Source organism: Geotalea sp. SG265, from assembly GCF_022808985.1.
Lineage (GTDB): Bacteria > Desulfobacterota > Desulfuromonadia > Geobacterales > Geobacteraceae > Geotalea.
This window is the reverse complement of record NZ_JAKZFT010000002.1, coordinates 56050-75391: the sequence shown is the minus strand read 5'-3', so window position 1 is coordinate 75391 and position 19342 is coordinate 56050. Positions and strand designations below refer to the sequence as shown.

The window sequence follows — 19342 nt, the reverse complement described above, 5'->3', positions numbered from 1 at the left end:
AAGAACCGTTGACTTTTAATAAAAATCAGCCCTTGAAAAACCGGATGGAGACCGTATCTTTAGAAAGGTTTCAGGGAAAAAAAAGAGGAGGAAAGAGATGGCAGCAAAGTATGTTTATTTCTTTGGCAATGGCAAGGCGGAAGGTCGCGCGGAAATGAAAAACCTGCTCGGGGGCAAGGGGGCAAACCTGGCCGAAATGACCAGCATTGGTCTGCCGGTCCCGGCTGGCTTTACCATAACCACCGAGGTCTGCACCGAGTTTTACAAGAACGATCGCAACTATCCTGCCGGCCTCAATGGGGAAGTGGCTGAGAATCTGCGCCAGGTCGAGGAACTGATGGGGAAGAAATTTGGCGATGCCAAAAATCCGCTGCTCGTTTCGGTCCGCTCTGGTGCCCGTGCTTCCATGCCCGGTATGATGGATACCATTCTCAACCTGGGGCTTAACGATACCACCGTCCAAGGGATCATTGCCCAGAGCGGCGACGAACGTTTTGCCTACGATGCCTATCGCCGTTTCGTCCAGATGTATTCGGACGTGGTCATGGGCATGGACAAGGACGAACTTGAGCATATCCTGGAGAAAAAGAAGGAAGAAAAAGGGGTCCACCTGGATACGGACCTGACCGCCGCTGACTGGAAGGAGCTGGTGGGCAAGTTCAAGGCGAAGATCAAGGAGACCCTGGGCCAGGAATTTCCAGAAGAACCCCAGGCACAGCTGTGGGGTGCCATCGGCGCCGTCTTCGGCTCATGGATGAACCAGCGGGCCATTACCTACCGCAAGCTGAACGGCATCCCTGCTGACTGGGGGACTGCGGTAAACGTCCAGTCCATGGTTTTCGGCAATATGGGGAATGACTGCGCCACCGGCGTCGCCTTTACCCGCGACCCATCCACCGGCAAGAACTACTTCTACGGCGAATACCTGATCAACGCTCAAGGCGAGGACGTGGTTGCCGGTATCCGCACCCCCCAGCCCATCAACAAGGCCAATGGCGACAGCCCCCTTCCTTCCATGGAGGAGACCCTGCCCGACTGCTACAAGCAGCTTGTGGAGATTCGCTCTATCCTGGAGAAGCATTACAAGGACATGCAGGACATCGAGTTCACCATCGAAAAGGGTAAGCTCTACATGCTCCAGACCCGTAACGGCAAGCGCACCGCCTCTGCAGCCATCAAAGTGGCGGTGGACATGGTCAAGGAGGGGTTGATCGACGAAAAAACGGCGGTGCAGCGTGTCGCCCCGAACCAGCTAGATCAGCTGCTCCACCCATCCCTGGACCCCAATGCGGCGAAAAAGCTCATCGCCAAGGGTCTGCCTGCTTCACCTGGTGCGGCTTCGGGCGAGGTGGTCTTCACTGCGGACGAGGCGGAATCGGCAGCCAAGATCGGTCACAAGGTGATCCTGGTGCGGGTTGAAACCAGCCCCGAAGACATCCACGGCATGCATGCGGCACAGGGCATCCTCACCGCCCGGGGCGGCATGACTTCCCATGCTGCCGTCGTCGCCCGCGGTATGGGCAAATGCTGTGTTGCCGGCTGCGGCGATATCAAGGTCGATTATAATGCAGGGCAATTTGTCGCCAACGGCGGGGTAGTGGTCAAAAAGGGTGACGTCATCACCCTGGATGGCTCCACCGGTGAAGTCATGCTAGGGGCCGTGCCCACCGTCGCCCCGCAGATGACCGGCGATTTCGCCACCCTCATGGGCTGGGTGGACAAGTTCCGCAGGCTCAAGGTGCGGACCAATGCCGATACCCCCAAGGATTCAAAGGTCGCCCGGGAATTCGGCGCCGAAGGGATCGGCCTCTGCCGGACGGAGCATATGTTCTTCGAGGCCGATCGTATTGCCGCGGTCCGGGAAATGATCCTTTCTGACGATGTGGAAGGACGGCTCAAGGCACTGGCCAAGATTCTTCCCATGCAAAAAGGTGATTTCATCGGCATCTTCCGCGAGATGAAAGGGCTGCCGGTGACCATTCGCCTCCTGGATCCGCCGCTCCACGAATTCCTCCCCCAGGAGGACAAAGATATCGATGACCTGGCGAAAACCATGAAGGTGACGCCGAAGGTGCTGAAGAACAAGGTGGAATACCTCCACGAATTCAACCCCATGCTTGGCCACCGCGGCTGCCGCCTGGGACTTACCTTCCCGGAGATCTACGACATGCAGGTCCAGGCGATCATGGAGGCTGCTTGCGAGCTGGTGAAGAACGAGGGTTTCCAGATCGTCCCGGAAATCATGATACCCCTGGTGGCCGTGGACAAGGAGCTGAAAACGCTCCGTGAAAATGCCATTGCCGTCTGCGAGGATGTCATGGGCAGGTACGGCGTGAAAATCGACTACCTGATCGGCACCATGATCGAGCTTCCCCGCGCCGCCCTGACCGCCGACGAGATTGCCCGTGAAGCGGAATTCTTCTCCTTCGGCACCAACGACCTGACCCAGACTACCTTCGGTCTCTCCCGCGACGACGCGGGCAAATTCCTCCCCTTCTACGTGGAGAGCGGGCTTTTGGAGAACGATCCCTTCGTATCCCTGGATCAGAACGGGGTCGGCCAGTTGGTGAAGATTGCCTGCGAAAAAGGGCGGGCGACGAGACAGGGGATCAAGCTCGGCATCTGCGGTGAGCATGGCGGTGATCCCGAGTCGGTCATCTTCTGCCATAAAATCGGTCTCGATTATGTTTCCTGCTCGCCCTTCCGGGTGCCCATTGCCCGCCTTGCCGCTGCCCATGCGGCATTGGGCGAAAACTGACCGTTTGTTTCGTGGAGGCGTGGTGGACCACGCCTCCACATCAAATATCTTGACCCTTTCGGCAAAACGGTGTAAATACGCAGGAGATTCCGCGGGCCCCGGAGTAAGCCCTATTCAAAGAACACGCGGTTGTAACAGGAGAGCGAAGCATGGCAAAAGGTGTGGTGAAATGGTTCAATGATGCGAAGGGGTTCGGGTTTATCGAGCAGGAAAACGGCGAAGATGTCTTCGTTCATTTTTCCTCCATACAGGGTGACGGGTTCAAATCGCTGGCCGAAGGGCAGGCGGTGACCTTCGATGTGATCCAGGGAGCGAAAGGGCCGCAGGCGGCTAACGTCACCAAGGATTAATCATCAAGTCTCAACGACAAAAGCCCCGAAGCGATTCGGGGCTTTTTTGTTTGGACAGGTCTTGATCAGGAGGTAACCATGCGGCATCTGCTATTGCTTCTGGCTGTCGGGACATTCGGCCTTGGCGGCTGTTCCGGCGACCAAGGTAAGAAACTGCTGGAAACAGCACAGTTCGAGGAGAAGCAGCATAACCTGGAGCATGCAAAACAGCTCTATGAAGAGATTTTCAGGAAGTATCCGACGGGCGAGTACGGCAGGATCGCCGAGGAACGGCTGAAAACGTTGAAATAAACTGGATGTGCACATGCCGAACTACATTGAACCGCTTTTTCGCCCCCCCAGTGAGGCCAACAGCCTCATTTTCCAGATCACCATCGGCTGCTCCCAGAACCGGTGCACCTTTTGCGGAATGTACAAGGGAAAGCCGTTTCGACTGAAGCCCCTTGACGAGGTCCTGGCGGAGATTGATTCAATGCCGGCCGCCTACCGGTCCCAGGTGAACCGGGTCTTTCTTGCCGACGGTGATGCCTTGGTCTATCCCTTCGATCGCCTGATCCGAATCCTCGATCACCTCTCCCTGACTTTTCCCCAGCTGACCAGGGTAGGCTCCTACGCGTCCCCCGCCAGCCTCACGGGCAAAACGATCGATGAATTAGCCGCTTTACGGCAGAAGAAGCTGCGCATCGTATATTTCGGCCTGGAATCGGGGGACGATGCGACACTGGCGGCGATCAACAAGGGTTTCAGCGCTGACGAGATGGCTGAACAGGCGTTGAAGGCTCGGACTGCAGGCATGAAGATTTCCGTCACCGCCATCCTCGGGCTTGCCGGCCGAGACCGGAGTCTCTGCCACGCCCAAGCCACCGCCGCGTGGGTCAACGGGGTCAATCCTGAATATTTTTCACTCCTCACCCTTTTCCACCGCCATAATGACGACTTCATCAGGACTCTCCGCCAGTGCACCCGAGGTGAACTGCTCCTGGAGGCCCGGGAATTGCTTTCCTGTCTAAATCCGGAGAAAACCATTCTCCGCTCCAACCATGTATCCAATTTCCTCAACCTGGCCGGCACCTACCCGAAGGACCGCTTGCGGTTGGTGGCAGAGGTGGATACCGCAATTGTCTATGCCCGGAGTATCCCGAGGTACGCGGATGCTCCCCCCGAGTATGCTGAAGAGTACTATTGATGTGTATGGATACCTGTGCAGGAGACACTGATGCGCATTAACGAAAAATCGGGATCACGGCAGATCGAGAAACGGACCAAGGGTAGCTCCGCCAGTAAGGCCGGCGGCGCCGCAGGCTCCCCCTTTGCCAGAAAATTGGGGATGATCTCCCGGGATGCCGACGATTATGCCGGGCAGTTGCAAGAGTTGAAGGAGGAGATAGATCTGGCCGGGGACAGCCTGGAGCAGGAACCGACCATCGTCAACTTCAAGCGCTTTCGCAGCCTGATCTCCGCTTTCGCAAAGAAAGTCACCTCTGAAGCATACCGACTGGAAATCGCTGGCAGTCCAGGTCAGCGCTGTCACGAGGTCGTCACCGTCATTGACCGGGAAGCGGATGCCCTCTACCACCTGATCATGCAGGAGCAGAAGAACCACATCAAGATCACCGCACAGATCATGAAGATCAAGGGGCTGGTGGTCGATTTCCTCCTGTGATGTCCCCATTGCTGTCGGCATCGTAGTTGCTAAGGAAATGGCGCAGGCTGAAGATGTTATTCTCATTATTCCAGCCCCGTAATGGGCTGGGCAGGAGGGTTTCATGACACTGGTGAAGGAAAGATTCTCCGTCCTGTTCTTCCTGATGACTTTTTGTTTCTGTAGCAGCAGCTGGTTTACTCCGAACACTGCCAGCGCCGCCAACCAATGGACCAGCCTCGGCCCTTGGAATGGCGATGTGGAATGCCTGCTGGCAATTCCCCCGTCCACCATCTATGCCGGCACCCATTCCGGCGGTGTTTTCAAGAGTAGTGATGGCGGTGTCACCTGGAGTGCCGCCAACAACGGCCTAGGGAATCCCACCGTCCTTGCTCTGGTGGCAGACCCAGCGCAACCGGCCACCATCTATGCGGGAACCTATGACAGCGGCATATATAAAACTACCGATGGAGGAAGCAGCTGGGCGCGCCTCAGTGCTGCGCCGGCAACCGGTTTTGCCCTCGGGGTCGATCCTGTCGGGACCATCTATGCCGGTACCTTCGGCAACGGCATTTACAAAAGCAGTGACGGCGGGGTCACCTGGCAGTCAGCCAATGGCGGGATGACTACCGCCCAGGTATATGCCTTTGCCATAGATCCGGATGTGGCCACCACCCTTTATGCGGGAACTGCCAACGGCATCTTTCGGAGCGATAATGGCGGAACCAGCTGGAGCCAGGTTGTGAGCACGAGCTGGACGCGGGATTTGGCGATTTTAGCCCCGGGGCCTGGTCAGAAAAAAATCTATGCTGCCACCGATAACGGTGTCCTTGTGAGCAGCGACGGCATGACCTGGACCTCCGCCGGCCTTGCCGGCAGTTCGGTACATGCCGTCGTTGCCCATCCGGCCAACCTGGATACGGTCTTCGCGGGTACCACTGCCGGCATCTTCAGCAGTGTCAATGGTGGCGGCACCTGGACCCCTGTCGGTGGAGACGTTGCCACTCTCGCCATCCAGTCGCTGATCTATGATCCTGCCGACGCCGGCTACGCCACGCTCTTTAGCGGAACCATGGGAGGGGGCGTTTTCAAAAGCAGCAATGGTGGAAGCCTCTGGCAGAGCACCAATCAAGAGCTGGGCAACACTTTCATTCAGTCGGTGGTGACCGATTCCGTAGCGCCGGCAACGGTCTATATCGGTACCAACGATGGCCTCTATAAAAGTACCGATGGCGGCACCAACTGGACTTTGAGCACCAACGGGCTGGCTAATACGGACGTGGAGGCATTGCTGTTAAATCACGCAACTCCTAGCCAGCTCTATGCCGGTACCTGGCAATCCGGCGTGTTCAAATCTACTGACGGCGGGGCGACCTGGACGGCGGCCAACGCCGGCATCTCCTCTGCCCAGGTGCATGCCCTGGGCATGGATGGGGTAGACCCGCAGCGCCTCTATGTCGGCACCGGCAGCGGGATCTACATCAGCACCAATGCCGGCAGCAGCTGGGGCGCCTTGGCTAACGGCATTCCCTCCAACGCCGAGGTGTTTGCTGTTTTGACAGCGGCCGATTCCGTTGTTTATGCCGGGACCAACAGCGGATTCTACCGCAGCGGCGACCGCGGCGTTTCCTGGACCCAGAGCAATGCCGGCCTTGCCCCATGCGGGGTCGTCTACGGTCTGGCTGCCGATCCCGCTCTGGAAACCACCCTCTACGCTGCCACCTGCGGCGGCATCTACAAAAGCAGCGATGGTGGTGCCAATTGGAGCCTGGCAAGCAGCGGCATAGGGCAAATCATGGTTTACAATCTCACGGCGACAACAACCGCTCCCGTTACCTTTTACGCAGGAACCGAGACGGGCGTCTTTGCCAGCAGCGATCACGCCGCTACCTGGAGTCCCGTGGGAACCGGTCTGACCAACGGCGACGTCTATGCCTTTGCCTTGAGCGGGACATTGCCGCCGACACTATATGCGGGAACTTGGGGTGGCGGGGTTTTCGCAGCGACCAGTAGCCAGGATATCTCTGTGTCGCCGGCTGCCTTGAATCTGGGCTATCGAGTTGCGGCACAAAACTCAACCACCCAGGCCGTCACCATCGGCAACGGCGGGGCTTCCAACCTGATCATCAGTTCCATTGCCGTCGCTGGTACCGGTGCCGCCGCTTTCAGTATCGCTCCCGGCACCTGTGACAGCCTGACCCCAACCATATTCCCCGGAGGGAGCTGCACGGTCAATGTGACCTTTGCTCCATCCTCCGGACAGGACTATGCAGCCACTCTCGATATTTCGTCAAATTCCACGGCATCACCTGTGGTTAATGTCGCTCTTGTTGGAAGTGGCGCCTATCCCCTTTCGGCCTATCTCGCCGGCAGCGGCAGCGGTACCATTTCCGTTTCCGCCCCGACAGCTGTGGATGCCGGGCTGACCTGCGCACCGTCGGCAGTATTCTGCGGCGCGTACCCTGCCGGCACCTCCATTACCCTGACCCCCAATCCCGCCGCCAATGCCACCTTTTCCGGCTGGAGCGGCTGTCCCATGACCATGGGGAATTCCTGTTTCATCTCCCTGAACAACGCCGTCAACGCCACGGCAACTTTCACCCTGGCGACCCTGCAAAGCCTCTTGGATACCGCCGCGGCCAACGGCACGATTACCCTTACCACCATTACCTATGCGGAGTATGCCGTCATGAACCGCCCAGGTGTCAGTTTGACCTTGAGCGGCGGGTGGTCAGACACGACCTTTGCAGGGCAAACTGGGTACACGACCATTCAGGGAGCCTTGACCATCGCCAATGGGACACTGGTCCTGGACAACATTCAGCTGCTGTAGCTCGATCCAGCGGCTCAGTAAATAAAAGAGGCCTGCATTCCCTTGGAATGCAGGCCTCTTTTGCACCTTCAATTACAGCCGCAGCTACCACCATTGCTATCGCCGCCTCCGGCCGACAGCTTCCTGCCGCACTTCTGGCACCGCCAGAAGAGGCCGCCTCAGCCGGGGAGCAGGATCATCTCTGCTTGGCAGTCCGGGCAGATCTTTTTCGACTCCATGGTCACCTCCACAGGATTTATCTTAATGAGGAGGTTAACGTCTTGGCGCCGGAAAAGTCAAGAATGCAAGAATTATAATAATATGATTACGCTACGTTTATCTGTAGCTGCCCCACGCCGGGTATCTCCGCTTCGATGCTGTCTCCCGACCTGACCGGGCCGACCCCAGCCGGGGTCCCTGTGAGAATGATATCCCCTTCTTCAAGGGTGAAAATGCCGGACATGTAGCTGATCATGGCAGCAACAGTGTGGATCATCAGGGAGGTGTGGCCGTCCTGCCTGAGCTCGCCGTTCACCGCAAGCCTTATCTGCAGATCCTGTGGATCGACCACCGCTTCCGCAGTGACGAAGCCGGAGAGGGGACAGGCTGTATCGAAGCCCTTGGCGATATCCCATGGCAGCCCCTTCTTTTTCAACTCCGTCTGCACATCCCGCAGGGTCAGGTCGATGGCAAGGCCGTAGCCTGCAATGTGCTCCAGCGCGTTTCCGGCGGGTATGCCTTTGCCCCCCTTGCCGATGAGCACGGCCAGTTCGGCCTCGTGGTGGCAATCGTTGGAGTGGGGGGGGATGACGATGGATTCCCCCTGGAAAATGACCGACGTTACCGGTTTCATGAAGATGACCGGCGCCTGTGGGGTCTCGTTGCTCAACTCCTTGATGTGATCCACGTAGTTGCGGGCGATGCAGAGTATCTTGCCGATCCGGTACTCTTTCCCTGTGCCGTTTATGGTGATGGTTTTCATGTTTTACCTCTCAAATAAGGGTCAAAAGAACCCCGCCTTGTTGAGAAACACCAGTGCCACGAGCACCGGCGAAACGTACTTGATGAGGAAATGCCAGGCGGGATAGAGATGGAATCGTACCGCCCCCTTTTCCAATTCTCCCTTGGCAAGCCCGCGGGTCAGCGCCCAGCCGGTGAAAATGGCGATGAACAGCCCACCCAAGGGGAGGATATAGTTGGTGCAGAGGAAGTCGATGGAATCCAGGAAGTTGCGCCCGCCGATGAAGTGCAGGTCCTTGAGCATGCTGTTGGACAGGGCCGAGGGCACCCCGACCAGAAAGATGATTCCCCCCATGATGAGCGTCGCCTTTTTTCTCCCCCATTTGTTTTCATCGCAGTAATAGGCGACTACAACTTCCAGCAGGGAAATGCTGGAGGTCAGGGCGGCAAAGACCAGGAGCAGGAAAAAAAGCACGGCGATCAGCACACCTCCTGGCATCTGGCTGAAGAGGATAGGGAGGGTCTTGAAGACCAGTCCTGGTCCAGCGGCTGGCTCCATGCCGTAGGTAAAGACGATGGGGAAGATGGCCAGACCCGAGAGTAGCGCCACCAGGGTGTCCATGAAGCAAACGGTCACCGCCACATTGGGAATGCTGGTCTTTTCCTCGGCATAGCTGCCGTAGGTGAGCATGGCTCCCATGCCCAGGCTGAGGCTGAAAAAGGCATGACCGAGCGCTTCCAGCATGGCCGGGGGATCGAGCTTGGACCAATCGGGGGAAAAGAGAAAGGAGAGGGCCGTGGTGCCGCCGGGGGATCTGAGCCCCATGGTGGCGAGAATCACCAGGATCATGAAGAGGACCGGCATCATAATCTTATTGGCCCGCTCCAGACCGCTCTTGACGCCGCCGATGACAATGAAGACCGTCATGCCCATGAAAACCGCCTGCCAGAAGAGCTGTCTCACATCGCTGGCCAGCAGGCCGGTGAAAAGCTGAGGCACCTTTGCCGCGTGCTCCGGAGTGAAGGTTCCCTGCAGGGCGAGCCACAGATAATTGACCGCCCAGCCGGCAATGACGCAGTAATAGGAGAGAATGAGGAAACCGGCGATGATGCCGAGCCATCCGGCCAACACCCACCGGCCTTGATTGAGTTTTCTGAATGCCCCCACCGGGTCCTTGCGGGTGTGCCTGCCGATGATCATTTCGGCGATCATCAGCGGGATGCCCACCGTAACGATGCAGAAGATGAAAAAAAGGACAAAGGCTCCGCCGCCGTGCATGCCGGTTATGTAAGGGAATTTCCAGATGTTGCCGAGGCCGATGGCCGAACCGGCCGAGGCCATGATGAATCCGAGGCGGCTGGACCAGAGACCCCTTTTGTGGGTCGGTGATGTGGACTGGATCATTGAAACCTCATGTGCTTCAGAGATTGCTCACGTGCAATCCGCCGTCAGCCAGCTTGCAACCCTGCCATGTACCCCTGCGTTTCAATTCGTTCACCACGGAGTACCACATCTGGTTGTTCTTCAGGTTCCAGTTGGGCGCAACGCGGATTGCCTGCGGGGCCGACCCATAGAGTCGCTGAATGGTCATGGTTGGCGGAATCAGTTCCAGGAAGTCACAGATATCCGCCACGTATTGCTGGTGCTGCAACGGGATAAAGCGGCCCTCATAGTACCACTGGGCCAGCTGGGTCCCCTTGACGGCGTGGAGCTGGTGGATCTTCAGGGAATCCATCGGCAGTGATGCCATCAGCTGGGCGGTGCGGAGAAAGTCGTCGTGGGTCTCGCCGGGGAAGCCGTGGATGAGGTGGGTGCAGATTTCCATGCCCCGCCCGGCAAGGCGTTCCACGGTTTCCAGGTATTCGGCAAGGGTATGCCCGCGATTGATCCGCTGCAGAATCCGGTCATCCATGGACTGCAGCCCCAGCTCAACGCAGACGTAGCTGGTCCGGGCCAGGTCGGTGAGGAGTTCGACGGCGTCATCGCCGAGGGCGTCGGGCCGGGTCCCCACGGAAATACCCACCACCTCCGGGTGGGCCAGGGCGCGGCTGTACAGGTCGTGGAGTCTGTCCACCGGTGCGTAGGTGTTGGTGAATTTCTGAAAGTAGATGATGAACTTTTCGCTGCCGAGCCTTTTCCGGTGGTAGGCCATCCCCTCTGCCATCTGGGTTTCAATGGGTATTGCCGGTACCGTCCCCCCGGGAGAAAAGGAGCTGTTGTCGCAGTAGATGCAGCCCCCCGTGCCCTTTGCACCATCGCGGTTGGGGCAGGTGAAGCCGCCATCCACATTGACCTTGCTCACCCGGCAGCCGAAGCGCCGCCGCAGGTATGAGCCATAGGAATTGAAATGCAGATCGTGATGAATCAAGGGGGTGATCATATTTTAAAGGTCGGATTCCTGGGAGGGGAGAAGGCCGAGCAGGTTACGGGCAGCCAGACGCGGATCTTCGGCCGAAAGCACGGCGGAGACTACGCCGATGCCGTTGGGGGATGCGGCCATGACTTCTGCAACGTTACACGGTTTTATGCCGCCAAGGGCGAATATGGGTATCTGGATGATGTTGGTAGCTTCCTGCAGCTTCTTTATCCCCACCGGTTCACCATATGGAGCCTTTGAGGGGGTGTTGTAAATGGGGCCGAAGGTGATGAAGTCGGCCCCTTTTTCCTGGGCGATGATGGCCTGGACCTGGTTGTGGCAGGAGACCCCGATCAGCTTCTTTTCCCCGAGCACCATCCTGGCCCGGTAGATGGGCATGCTGTTGTAGCCCAGGTGGACGCCGTCCGCATCCACGGCCAGGGCGATATCGATACGGTCGTTGATGATGAGCCGGGCGTTGTGGCGGCTGGTAAGCTTGCGCATTTCGTAGGCGAGCTCGTACAGCTCCTTGCTGGACAGGTCCTTTTCCCGCAGCTGGATAGCCCTGATCCCTCCCCGGAGCGCTTCTTCGACGACGAATTCCAGGTTACGGCCGTTGGTCTGTTTGCGGTCGGTAACCAGGTAGAGATTGAAATCTATCCAGGGGGAAGAGGATTTCACTCGATTATTCCTTCAATGGGACTGGAGGCGGTTGCATAAAGTTTCTTCGGGATTCTTCCCGCCTTGTAAGCGAGACGCCCGGCCCGCACCGCCAGGTTCATGGCCTCTGCCATTGCAATGGGATCTTTGGCGCCGGCAATGCCGGTGTTCATCAGGACGCCGTCGCAGCCGAGCTCCATGGCGATGGCGGCATCGGAGGCGGTACCAACCCCTGCATCGACGATTACCGGTACCTTGACCGTTTCCATGATGATGCGGATATTATAGGGGTTGCGGATGCCTAGGCCGCTGCCGATGGGCGCACCCAGGGGCATGACCGCTGCACAGCCCATGTCTTCCAGCCTTTTGCAGACGATGGGGTCGTCGGTCGTATAAGGCAGGACGGTGAAGCCTTCTTTGATCAGCACCTTGGCCGCCTTGAACAGCTCTTCGTTGTCGGGAAAGAGGGTTTTTTCGTCCCCGAGCACTTCGAGCTTGACGAAATCGGAGAGGCCTGCTTCTCTGGCCAACCTGCAGGTACGGATTGCGTCTTCGGCGGTGTAGCATCCGGCGGTATTTGGGAGCAGGGTGTACTTAGACGTATCGATGTGGTCCAGGAGCGATTCCTTGCTCCGGTCGGAGATGTTCACCCGGCGGACGGCGACGGTGATGATTTCGGCCCCCGAGACCTGGATTGCCTTGACCATCTGCTGAAAGTCGGCATATTTGCCGGTGCCTACCATGAGGCGGGAGCTGAATTCGCGTCCCGCAATGACGAGTTTATCGGACATGTTCTATCTCCTGGGTGAGACTCGGGAATGGGCGCCGGTTACCGGCCGCCGCCGACGAAATGGACAATCTCCAGCTGGTCGCCGCCCTTGAGCAGTGTGGAGTCGTAATCGGCTTTGGGCAGGATATCGAGATTGAGTTCCACGGCAACCCTTTTCGGGTCGATGTCTATCTTTTGCAGGAAGGAGAGGACGGACATCTCTTCGATGGCGGTCTTTTCCCCGTTGACGGTTATTTCCATGCATGCTCCGAGTGTTGTACTAGCGGTCGGGAAACAATAAAAGCCGCTGACGCGGCTTGTGATTTGTGTTGACGCCTGCGGTAAATTACAATGTTACCCGGCCGGTGTCAACTCTTTTCTTGGGGTAGAGTATTGTTTTTAAAGGGATTTGCGTCAACCGTCTATTGTTGCAGCCGCTGTTTTCTGCTTGATTCCTCCAGGGCTTCCATTTCTTTCCGGATCTCCTCATTGCAGAAGGTCCAGATATGGTAGCTTTCCAGCCCTAAAATGGTGATTCCCGCGGCGAAAACGGCCCAGATGTTATCGGCCAGCGTCCCTCCCAGGCTGTAAAAGATGTAGAAGCCCGAGAGGTACCCCACATGGGCCATGCCGCTGTAACTGTGGGAGCCCCCCATCATCCTGGAGAGAATGAGAATGATGGCGGAAAAGGCATAGAGCAACAGGGCGGTGCTGATCATGTTGGCCGACGGCGGTGTGCCGAGAGCGGTGCGCACCTGGGGGGAAATAGTGGGGAGAAAGTCGAAGTCCCGTATTGCGCCGATGCTGACGGCGATGAAGGCTGCCATGGCATAGAGACCGCGGCTGGACTTGGCCTTAAGTCGCCGGATATTTTCCCGGTGCTCCGCAGAGCCTGGAAGCTCAGCCAGTGGCTCTTCCTTTTGCTGGTCATGTGGCGCGGGGTGCTTGGTCATGCCGGCATTTTCTCCGGTGCCTGCTGCGGCATTGATAAACGCTATGGGGCGCTTCCAGCCTCCGCAACCGGCTCGTGGTCAGTTTTGCGACTGCCTTTGATCTTCCTCAGCTCCTCTTCGGCCACTTTCAGCTGGCAGGCGATTGACCTGACATCGCAGGCAAGATCGGTCAGCTCGCCGGAAATGCCTGAAAGATCATGGGACAGACTACCACTGTTCACCTTTGATGTAAATGTCCTGATTTGACGAAGGGGGACGAACACCTGTCTTCTCAGGAGGGCTGCCACCCCTCCTATCGACAGCAGCAGAATCATGATGCTGAATATGATCATGCGGCTCTGCAGGAGAGTGAGCGTACTGTCCAGGTGCTCTGCTGATATGCCTATATCGAGGATGCCCAAAATTTTCTGGTCGGCACCATGGAAGTGGCACGATGCCGTGTAGCAGGCCGGGTCATTGTAAAGGGGGGATGTGATGGCAATAATCTCTTTGCCACGGGGGTCCTGAAACCGCCGTGCCCGTTCCATCTGCTTGAGTGTAGATTTTGCTACCGGTCCGGCATGGCAGCCGATGCAGCCCGAGGCCTTTTTATCCACATAGGTCAGGACCTCGCCGTGTTTGCCGGAGAACATGATCAGCCCCTTCTTGTTGAAGATGCGCACATGTTCCAGTTCATCCTGGCTGCTGATATTTTCAATGATGTTGCGCAGGGTCTCCCGATCCCCTTTGAGCATGGCATAGTGGGTCGAGCGGATGATGGTATCGGCAAGCTTGGTCTCGTAGGAGACGGCGTCGTTGATCATGTCGGCCTTCAGTGCCGAATAGAGCAGGATGCAACAGACGACGACGAATCCCGTTATGGCTATTGCTACCGGTACTATGGCTCTGAAGGTCAGGCTCTTTAACATAGGTACCTCCTCCCCCGGGATTGCAATCCTCGAAGATCGGTGGGATGGGCCTCCCTTTGGAAAAAAGAGGCCCTTGAACACCTGTCTACGTCAGACCTTGTGACATCGATCGCAGTTTTCCTTCACCGTGAATGCGGTTTTGCTGTCGTGACAAGCGCCGCAGGATTTCCCTTTTTCCATCTGGGCCATGGAGATGCCTTTACGACGGTCACCCAGGCTGTAGATGGCCGAATGACAGTCCTTGCAACCATATGCTTCCAGGTGCACGTCGTGGCTGAAGTGCACATTACCTGCCCCGGCTATTTTATAGGTCCTGTCTTTCACCGGGTGGCAGCGAGTGCACTTGTTCAGGGCAAAGCTGGTGGTGCCGTTATGGCACGCCCCACACGATTTTCCTTTTTCCATTGCGGCCATGCCGATTCTTTTGTTGGGCCCGGCATTGAAGATAGTGTTGTGGCAGGCATCGCACTGCATCGTTTTCAGGTGTGCGTCGTGGCTGAATATGGTCGGGCCGGTCTCCCTGACCTTGTAAGTGATGCGGCGCACCTTATGACAGGCGGTACAGCGGGAGAGAGCAAAGGCCTTGGCGCCATTGTGGCACATGCCGCACGATTTCCCCTTTTCCATGTCTGCCATGGAGTAGCGCACGTTTTCTTTCAGGTTGCTGTTGTGGCACGACTTGCAGCTTACGTTTGCCGATCTGGCCGTTTTCTTCTTCAGGTGCGATGAATGGCTGAAGGTGACCTTGCCAGCCTTTACCGTTTCGAACGTCTTGTCCCTGAGTTCCATGGAGTAGGCCAGGGTGTGGCTGCCAAAGAGCATTGCCAGAATGCATGTTGCCCATCGGACTCTCATGACTGTCTCCTGTTACCTGGATTTGTAGATGCGCATGTCATTGTCATTGAAAAGAAGCCTCTTCATTGGTCTTGTAGCTGGTACCCACGGCTAGTCGTTCTTCACCCGCATATGCCTTGGCGGTCCTGGCCGTTTCAGCAACCGGTTCCAGCTCGTCAGCCGTTTTCCAGGCATAGAGGATGGGCAGCCGATAGAGGATGAAGCGATAGACGACGATGTAGATGGCAAAGATGGTCAGAGAGATGACCGCCTCGCGCCAATGGGGTATTTCACGCTCGGCGAGCTTCCAGTTGAAGGTGATCATGGCGGTGTTGACCCTGTTGAGCACGACGCCGAACACGGTCATGAAGGCACTGAAGCGGACGACTCCGACGAGGCGGTTTTTGATGCCGTAGGCAAACAGTACCAGTGGGGCGATGACACCGATGAACATTTCCAGCATGAACCACTGGCCCCAGCCGGTTGCCAGGTATTCCCACTCGTTGTCGTGGGCAATGCCGATCAGCTTGATGGTCAGATAGGTGGCAAGACCCATGCTGGCCCCTTTGGCCAGGGAGATGGTCAACCGGTCGAGATTCTCCTTGAAGCGGTCATCACAGCGCCAGGTCATGGTCTTCACGGCGATGGTGCTGACAGCGATGACCATGCAGAGGCCGCCCGGCAGTGAAGAGACGAAAAAGTGCAGCCACTGGAAGGATGCCGAATACCAAAGGGGGTGTACCTTGCCGGGCGCGTAGGTAAAGAGTGCCCCCAGGGCGCCCTGGTGAAGGGTGGAAAGAATGATGCCCGCCACGGTCAGCCCCAGGGTAATCTTCCTCACTCCCCGCTTGCCGACCGGAAAGCCAATCCACTCGAAAAAGGCCGATGAAACCTCGGCGACCTGCACGGAGAGGTAGGTGGCCACGTGCCAGGCAACCAGGAACAGTACCGCTGCCGGGCCGAAGGAGACCACCATCGGGTAGGGGAGGCGCCATGGCTGGCCGAGGTCCACCAGCAGGTAAATGACGGCGAAGAGGTAGCCGAGAAGCCCGTTCAGAAGCCCGAGGCGCTCGATGGGCTCGAAGTCGTGCCGGCCGAAGACCTCGACTGTCGTGCCTAGCTGAAAGCCCGAAGAGGAGAGGGGAACCATGGCGAAGAGCCCGAAGCCCAGAAACATGCCCCACGGGTAGTCGCAGGAGCTGTGGGTGACCCAGCTCAGGCCGAAGAAGAAACGGCCGAGAATGATCGGGATGCCCACTGCGAATATGGCTGCCAGAATCCAGTTGAATGGATTGCGCAGGGCCTGGGCCATGTACTGCTGGGGGGTGAGGCCGAGGAAAAGCTTTTCCTTCAGCGTCCATTTTCTTTCGTTCTTCCGGTACATCGAATCGACCAGTTCTTTTCCTTCCTTTTTATATCTTTTCATTGTCGGAATCCTCCCGGGTTGATTTTGACTGATCATGCCCATGGCCTTCGTCGTGCCCCTTGTTGCGGGTGGAGAGCAGGTGGAAGCCGGTAAAGAGGGCCGGCCAGATTGCCAGCACCATGGGTACGGTGCCGAGGAAGTCCTTGACGTTGGAAATGATCGGTTCATTGGCCAGGGTCGTATCGAACCCGACCTTATCGAAGGGGACGCCGGAAAGGTAAAGCCAGCCGGTGCCCCCCACTTCTTTCTCCCCATAAATGTGGTCCACATATTTGTCCGGTGTCTCCCTGATACGTTCGTGGCCCATCTTGATCAGGTCCTTGCGGTGACCGAAGGTCAGGACCTCCTGGGGACAGACTTCAACGCAGGCAGGGGGCTTGCCGTACTTGACCCGGGTGTCGTAGCAGAAGATGCATTTTTTCACCACCGGGTTCGTGGCGCTGGAATAGCTGTAGCCTGGGACGTTGAACGGGCAGGCGATCATGCAGTTGCGGCAGCCGACGCAGACTTTGGGATTGTAGATGACTGCCCCCTCCTTGGTTTTCGTATAGGCATTGACGAAACAGGAGGTAAGGCAGGCCGGTTCGTTGCAGTGGTTGCACTGGATCTTGCGGTAGACGGGCCCCCCTTTGTTTTCATAGCGGTTGACGACGGTGTATGCCTTTTCCGTCGGTCTCCTTTTTTCCTCGAACACCGACGTATCGTCGAATGGGACCTCTGGTTCGGGAAGCTTCTGCTCCTTATTGCAGGCAGCCTCGCAGCTGCGGCAGCCGATGCAGCGCGTCAGATCCACCAGGACCCCCATTCCTTCGGAATAACCTTCAAAAGAACCACTCCCCCAGGCCTTCTTGGCGGGCAGACCAAGGGAGGATGCTGCTCCGCACAGCATGCAACCTTTCAGGAAATCTCTCCTCTTCATAATCGTCTCCTTGGAATACGAGGGTTTGTTGTGTGCATACGCTAGTGCTCCTTAGCTGCTTTTCCGGTCTTTTTGGGCGCGAAGCTCCCGGTATTATAGAGGGCTTCACCGGTCTTGTTCATGGGGTGGCAGTCCTTGCAGCCCGTCGGCCCACCCATCTTTTGGTGGCATCCCATGCAGTTCAAGTGGTATGCACCCTTCAGTCCCGGCTTGTCCTGATGATAGAGCTTCATCTCTGCCTGTTTCTTCCGTTGAGCTTCTGCTGAGAAGGGCTGCGCCGCATGGCATCCCCGACAGGCAACGACCTTGGTTTCGCTGCTGTTCTGGTGGCATCTGACGCAATTTGCATCTTCAACCAGGTTGCCGGTAGTGTGGTGATGGCATCCGGCACAGTCCTTGAGCAGCCGGATATGGCCGGCATGGTTGAACTGGACGCTGTCATAGAGGTTTTTCAGGGAGTCGAGGGCTATTCGGTCCGGTAAACCGGCTCCCAGGCTTACCGAAGGGATCGCGGCCAGCGCAATCATTAAAAGCATTGGTTTTACCCAGTTAAATCCTGTGTCCATGTGGGGGTCTCCTTTTGAATGAGTATGCAGTTCCTGTGACAGGCAATGGCTCACCCGTGTCTGTCTCCGTCCTTGTGGATATATCGGTAAAAGATGGGAAATCCGACGAAGAAGGCGATGCAGATCAGGTATTCCACCCCTTTTATGTACTGGTAGAAATCCACCAGGGTGAAGACTTCCTTTATTTCTCCCATGGATGACAAGGCTTGATCGAACATGGCATTTCCTCCCTTTTCTTTAGTGATCAGGTCAGTGCCTGATTTCGACTTTAGCTTCCTTTTCTTTCCCTTTGCCCGTTACCAGCTCCTTGACGATCCCCCACAGTGTGAGGAAGGCGGGAATCATCTGGATGACGACGACCAGCGCACAGAAGCCGAGGAAGGCCAGGACCAGCAGCCCGCTGTTGTAAACACGGGTGGTGCTTGCCGCAAAGGCCTGGGGGACCGTCAGTATCGAGAGGGTCAGGGTAATTATCATTGTCTGTAGCGTTTTCATGGTTGTCTCCTTTTTCATTTTATTCACCCTTGAGGTTTGTGAGTCTTGTTTCCCTGCAGGTTTTCGAAGGCGCATTCCACTGCCTGGCGGATTTCCTCCCGGTCTTCGGGTTTCACCGGTTTCAGTGCGTGGTAAAAAATGCCTTCCTTGCGCAGCTTGCGCATCAGTGGCAGAGAGACTTCATTTGAAACGAGGATAATGGTCAGGTTCTGATCGCATTTCTTCAGAAGCGGCACCAGGTCCGTTGCCGTCAGTTCGTCGAATTCGCTGCTAAGCAGTACCACCTGGGCCGTCTTCTTCAGGATGCCGTAAAGCACGTTGGCTGCGGAATTGGTGACCATGACGTTGTATCCGGCTTCGATGAAGAGGTCTGCCATGGATTTCCGGCTGTCCAGATCTTCGTCTGCTATGAGAAGTCCTTGCATGTCTCAACCTCTCCCTTTGTGGTTTCGCAGCTACCTTCACGAGGTTTTGTCCGATTTCTTCGCCAGAACCTGTTCTTTCGGAGCAATGAAAATTCCTTTGAGCATGGAAAAGAACAACATGATGCCGGGTATCGCCTGAAAGACGATGATCAATGCCCCGAAGCCCAAGAACAGGTACAGCAGCAGGCTGGGCTCAGTTTTTTCCGCCCCGTTGGCCGCAAAGGCCGTCGAGATGCTACCGATAAAAGCCAGAAGTGCGTTTTTAGCCGTTGTTTTCATGACATCCTCCTTTTGCCTGCTCGGTAAACTTTCTTGCTTATACGTACTGCATTGGTTATGCCTGATGAATTATTTTTAATTATTTATGTAAAAGAGCCCGAAATTACGGCTGGTTTTGGTTGGATAATTGGTGTCCAGGCTGTGTGCTGGGCAGGATTATGTATGGTAAATTTATACGCCATGCCCTTGTAGGCCCGCGGCAGGGTGGCTGGCCGGCATGTATTCCTGC

At 56.9% G+C, this 19342-nt stretch carries 22 protein-coding genes; 6 read left to right on the top strand and 16 right to left on the bottom strand.

The genetic code is table 11. The annotated features are described in order from the left end of the window. Nucleotides 1-97 precede the first annotated feature (97 nt). The 6 genes from ppdK (at nucleotide 98) to ML541_RS02765 (ending at nucleotide 7583) form a co-directional block, all read left to right on the top strand. Nucleotides 98-2758, top strand: coding sequence for a pyruvate, phosphate dikinase (ppdK, locus tag ML541_RS02790; RefSeq protein ID WP_243370539.1), 2661 nt, complete (start codon nucleotides 98-100; stop codon nucleotides 2756-2758). Nucleotides 2759-2907: 149 nt separating this feature from the next. Then, nucleotides 2908-3108, top strand: a complete 201-nt coding sequence (locus ML541_RS02785; protein ID WP_243370537.1) for a cold-shock protein — start codon at nucleotides 2908-2910, stop codon at nucleotides 3106-3108. A 78-nt stretch (nucleotides 3109-3186) separates the two neighbouring features. Next, nucleotides 3187-3399 carry a hypothetical protein gene (locus tag ML541_RS02780; protein ID WP_243370535.1) on the top strand — a complete coding sequence of 71 codons (213 nt, stop codon included), beginning with the start codon at nucleotides 3187-3189 and terminating at the stop codon, nucleotides 3397-3399. Nucleotides 3400-3412: 13 nt separating this feature from the next. After that, nucleotides 3413-4294, top strand: a complete 882-nt coding sequence (locus ML541_RS02775) for a radical SAM protein (RefSeq protein ID WP_243370533.1) — start codon at nucleotides 3413-3415, stop codon at nucleotides 4292-4294. Between the two features lie 30 nt (nucleotides 4295-4324). Beyond that, complete coding sequence (locus tag ML541_RS02770; RefSeq protein WP_243370531.1) at nucleotides 4325-4771, top strand: YaaR family protein; 447 nt, start codon at nucleotides 4325-4327, stop codon at nucleotides 4769-4771. Nucleotides 4772-4874: 103 nt separating this feature from the next. Continuing rightward, complete coding sequence (locus tag ML541_RS02765; protein ID WP_243370529.1) at nucleotides 4875-7583, top strand: choice-of-anchor D domain-containing protein; 2709 nt, start codon at nucleotides 4875-4877, stop codon at nucleotides 7581-7583. 304 nt (nucleotides 7584-7887) lie between these two features. Here ML541_RS02765 and ML541_RS02760 read toward each other — a convergent pair whose 3' ends face one another. The 16 genes from ML541_RS02760 to ML541_RS02685 all read right to left on the bottom strand — a co-directional run bounded on the left by ML541_RS02760 (nucleotide 7888) and on the right by ML541_RS02685 (nucleotide 19113). After that, nucleotides 7888-8544, bottom strand: a complete 657-nt coding sequence (locus ML541_RS02760) for a fumarylacetoacetate hydrolase family protein (RefSeq protein WP_243370527.1) — start codon at nucleotides 8542-8544, stop codon at nucleotides 7888-7890. Nucleotides 8545-8565: 21 nt separating this feature from the next. Then, the gene (locus ML541_RS02755; RefSeq protein ID WP_243370524.1) at nucleotides 8566-9927 is read right to left on the bottom strand and encodes a sodium-dependent transporter; all 1362 of its coding nucleotides are present in this window, start codon (nucleotides 9925-9927) and stop codon (nucleotides 8566-8568) included. A 16-nt stretch (nucleotides 9928-9943) separates the two neighbouring features. Further along, on the bottom strand, nucleotides 9944-10903 hold the full coding sequence (locus ML541_RS02750) for a TIGR01212 family radical SAM protein (RefSeq protein ID WP_243370522.1): 960 nt from the start codon (nucleotides 10901-10903) through the stop codon (nucleotides 9944-9946). Between the two features lie 3 nt (nucleotides 10904-10906). Continuing rightward, the gene (gene thiE / locus ML541_RS02745) at nucleotides 10907-11560 is read right to left on the bottom strand and encodes a thiamine phosphate synthase (protein ID WP_243370520.1); all 654 of its coding nucleotides are present in this window, start codon (nucleotides 11558-11560) and stop codon (nucleotides 10907-10909) included. Next, on the bottom strand, nucleotides 11557-12330 hold the full coding sequence (locus tag ML541_RS02740) for a thiazole synthase (RefSeq protein WP_243370518.1): 774 nt from the start codon (nucleotides 12328-12330) through the stop codon (nucleotides 11557-11559). The genes thiE and ML541_RS02740 overlap by 4 nt, the downstream gene beginning before the upstream one ends. A 38-nt stretch (nucleotides 12331-12368) precedes the next feature. Beyond that, nucleotides 12369-12569, bottom strand: a complete 201-nt coding sequence (thiS, locus tag ML541_RS02735; protein WP_243370516.1) for a sulfur carrier protein ThiS — start codon at nucleotides 12567-12569, stop codon at nucleotides 12369-12371. Between the two features lie 161 nt (nucleotides 12570-12730). Next, the gene (locus tag ML541_RS02730) at nucleotides 12731-13261 is read right to left on the bottom strand and encodes a Yip1 family protein (RefSeq protein ID WP_243370514.1); all 531 of its coding nucleotides are present in this window, start codon (nucleotides 13259-13261) and stop codon (nucleotides 12731-12733) included. A gap of 41 nt (nucleotides 13262-13302) precedes the next feature. Further along, nucleotides 13303-14169 carry a HAMP domain-containing protein gene (locus tag ML541_RS02725; protein WP_243370512.1) on the bottom strand — a complete coding sequence of 289 codons (867 nt, stop codon included), beginning with the start codon at nucleotides 14167-14169 and terminating at the stop codon, nucleotides 13303-13305. Nucleotides 14170-14259: 90 nt separating this feature from the next. Further along, nucleotides 14260-15024, bottom strand: a complete 765-nt coding sequence (locus ML541_RS02720; RefSeq protein WP_243370510.1) for a cytochrome c3 family protein — start codon at nucleotides 15022-15024, stop codon at nucleotides 14260-14262. 43 nt (nucleotides 15025-15067) lie between these two features. Further along, nucleotides 15068-16429 (bottom strand): polysulfide reductase, encoded by a 1362-nt coding sequence (locus tag ML541_RS02715; RefSeq protein WP_243370508.1) that lies wholly within the window; start codon nucleotides 16427-16429, stop codon nucleotides 15068-15070. Further along, on the bottom strand, nucleotides 16416-17348 hold the full coding sequence (locus ML541_RS02710; RefSeq protein WP_243370506.1) for a 4Fe-4S dicluster domain-containing protein: 933 nt from the start codon (nucleotides 17346-17348) through the stop codon (nucleotides 16416-16418). Before ML541_RS02710 ends, ML541_RS02715 begins: the two co-directional genes overlap by 14 nt. Before the next feature lie 41 nt (nucleotides 17349-17389). Beyond that, complete coding sequence (locus ML541_RS02705; RefSeq protein ID WP_243370504.1) at nucleotides 17390-17914, bottom strand: cytochrome c3 family protein; 525 nt, start codon at nucleotides 17912-17914, stop codon at nucleotides 17390-17392. A 50-nt stretch (nucleotides 17915-17964) separates the two neighbouring features. Further along, on the bottom strand, nucleotides 17965-18132 hold the full coding sequence (locus ML541_RS02700) for a hypothetical protein (protein WP_243370502.1): 168 nt from the start codon (nucleotides 18130-18132) through the stop codon (nucleotides 17965-17967). Between the two features lie 31 nt (nucleotides 18133-18163). Then, on the bottom strand, nucleotides 18164-18409 hold the full coding sequence (locus ML541_RS02695) for a hypothetical protein (RefSeq protein ID WP_243370498.1): 246 nt from the start codon (nucleotides 18407-18409) through the stop codon (nucleotides 18164-18166). 23 nt (nucleotides 18410-18432) lie between these two features. After that, on the bottom strand, nucleotides 18433-18834 hold the full coding sequence (locus tag ML541_RS02690) for a response regulator (protein ID WP_243370496.1): 402 nt from the start codon (nucleotides 18832-18834) through the stop codon (nucleotides 18433-18435). Nucleotides 18835-18870: 36 nt separating this feature from the next. Then, entirely contained in the window at nucleotides 18871-19113 is a 243-nt protein-coding gene (locus ML541_RS02685; RefSeq protein ID WP_243370494.1) for a hypothetical protein, read from the bottom strand. Nucleotides 19114-19342: the final 229 nt, after the last annotated feature.